Origin of the sequence: Bartonella vinsonii subsp. berkhoffii ATCC 51672 (assembly GCF_902825225.1) — a bacterium.
Lineage (GTDB): Bacteria > Pseudomonadota > Alphaproteobacteria > Rhizobiales > Rhizobiaceae > Bartonella > Bartonella berkhoffii.
Genome location: NZ_CADEAK010000042.1, coordinates 1 through 2,125 on the forward strand (window position 1 = coordinate 1; position 2,125 = coordinate 2,125).

At 37.8% G+C, this 2,125-nt stretch carries 2 protein-coding genes and 1 pseudogene; all 3 read left to right on the forward strand.

Annotated elements, in window-relative coordinates; genetic code table 11:
* The first annotated feature begins 171 nt into the window (after positions 1 to 171).
* A complete protein-coding gene (locus J7R10_RS07905) occupies positions 172 to 915 on the forward strand; it encodes a phage regulatory protein/antirepressor Ant (protein WP_010705723.1) in 744 nt (247 codons plus the stop codon).
* A 355-nt stretch (positions 916 to 1,270) separates the two neighbouring features.
* The gene (locus J7R10_RS07910; RefSeq protein ID WP_010705725.1) at positions 1,271 to 1,783 is read left to right on the forward strand and encodes an antA/AntB antirepressor family protein; all 513 of its coding nucleotides are present in this window, start codon (positions 1,271 to 1,273) and stop codon (positions 1,781 to 1,783) included.
* Between the two features lie 157 nt (positions 1,784 to 1,940).
* Positions 1,941 to 2,125 (forward strand): annotated as a pseudogene (locus J7R10_RS07915) (ERF family protein); the annotation flags it as partial.

Here is a 2,125-nt window from a genome sequence, read left to right on the forward strand (position 1 = left end):
TTTAGACGAAATTGCAGACGAAAAATATAACGATGCAGTCTACGGTACTTATGAAGAACAGCACCGCCTGACTCTTTGGGATGTTCTTCCAAATTATCCAAACTATTAAGGGCGTTTTTAAAAACGCCTCCTTTTCTTTCTTTCAAATATCATCACAAATGGAGCACAGGCATGCATAATCTTATCACAGCAGCAGAAAACAATTTTAACAATCAAACCGTTCCAACCATGTCAAGTCGTGAAATTGCAGAATTGTGTAGTAAACAACATAAACACGTTATGCGTGATATTAAGCAAATGCTTGAAGAGCTACACTCTAAAAGTACTGAGCCCAAATTTGGGCTGAGTGAATTTGTAGGTTTTTACAAGGATTCAACAGGTCGTACTCTCCCTTGTTATAATCTTCCAAAACGCGAATGTTTAATCCTCGTCTCAGGTTATAGCACTACCTTGCGAGCAAAGATAATTGATCGGTGGCAACAATTAGAACAGCAAGTAACAGCATCGCAAATCGATTACTCTAGTCCACAAGTCATGTTAGGAGTTTTAACTTATCTCAAAAATGAGAATGAACAAAAAGACAATATGATTGCAGAATTAAAACCAAAGGCACTGGCTCTTGAAAGTTTACAACGCCATGATGGGCTCTTTGGTCTTACTGAAGCAGCAAAGATTTTAGAAATACAACCTAAACAGTTCATTCTTTTCTTACAGCAAAAAGGTTGGGTGTACCGGCGTATTCCAACCACTCCATTGTTACCTTACCAAGATAAAATCAAAAAAGGTCTTATGGATTGTCCAGTCATCACCATTCAAACCTCTGATGGGAGAGAAAAAGTCATTCCTTCAGCGAAAATCACAGCAAAAGGCATTGGTGTGCTTTCTCAAGAACTTAAAAGACAAAGCGTGCATTAAGGGGTGACCATCATGAAAAAGAAATATAAGCTGTTTGATAAAATAAACCTAATTTATTTACGTTGGTTTTCTAATTTTTTATTTGACAAGATAATGTCATTATGTCTATTGTCGAATCAGGTGCCTCAAAAACACCTTAAATCGATAGCGGATGGATTGCCGAAACAATCTCTTCTCCGCACATTAAAGGCTTTGACTCATTATATGTTACACGCATATAATGGCCTTGTCGGGTGTGGCTATGTCATAAAATACCCTCGCGGGAAAAACATAGCGACGGACTATCGACCGTGTTTTTGAGCACCCGGCACTCTTTTTAGTGTCAATCAAAAACCTTTAATCGATAGGAGTTATCATGAACAACCTCATAACAATATCAGAACAGACCATTGGTCAGGAAATTGTTCATACTGTGAATGCGCGTGAATTACATAAGTTTTTAGAAGTAGGAAAAGATTTTTCTACGTGGCTAAAAAAGCGCATTAAGGAATATAATTTTCTGAAAAATCAAGACTATATAGTTCTCCCCCAAATGGGTGAAAACTTCCAAGGAGGCCGACCTTCTAAGGATTATGCACTTGCCTTAGACATGGCAAAAGAACTCTCAATGGTCGAACGCAACGAGAAAGGACGTCAAGCTCGTCGTTACTTTATTGAATGCGAGAAGAAACTAAAAAGCCAAGCTGTTGATTATGAATTATTTTCTTATGAGTGTTTAAAAAAACCTGCTGGTGTTGGAGAAATCTTAGGGTTGATGATGAGGCGTTTGTTGGATGCAAATAACCTCGAAGAAGAACTTGAATATTATAAAGCCTTAATCAAAGAAGCAAAACAGGTGTTAGCAAGATCTGTTGTGAAAGCTGCTTAGTTTAAAAAACTGATTTCATCTCCTCGCCTTTACAGGCAGGGGGGATGGTTAATACCAGACAACTTCTAGAGAAAGACTTCTAACAAAAAACAACAACCATTTAAACACAAGCGTGATTCACGCCACGGGGAAATTGCGCGCAATGGAGGAAATAAAAATGAGTGAACAAAACACTAACCTAACAGAAATTGAAGAAACACATCACTTAACCGTCAAACAAACTGCTATGGAACGCATTTTAAATAAAGCCTTAGAAAGTGACGTCGATATGGACCGCTTAGAGCGTCTTCTTGATTTAAGAGAAAAAGAAATAAAACGACAGAACCATCAGAGCTTTATCCA

What these genes read in the sequence shown, in the direction of transcription:
- J7R10_RS07905 (WP_010705723.1), top strand. Translation starts at nt 172, where the DNA reads ATGCATAATCTTATCACAGCAGCAGAAAACAATTTTAACAATCAAACC.
- J7R10_RS07910 (WP_010705725.1), top strand. Translation starts at nt 1,271, where the DNA reads ATGAACAACCTCATAACAATATCAGAACAGACCATTGGTCAGGAAATT.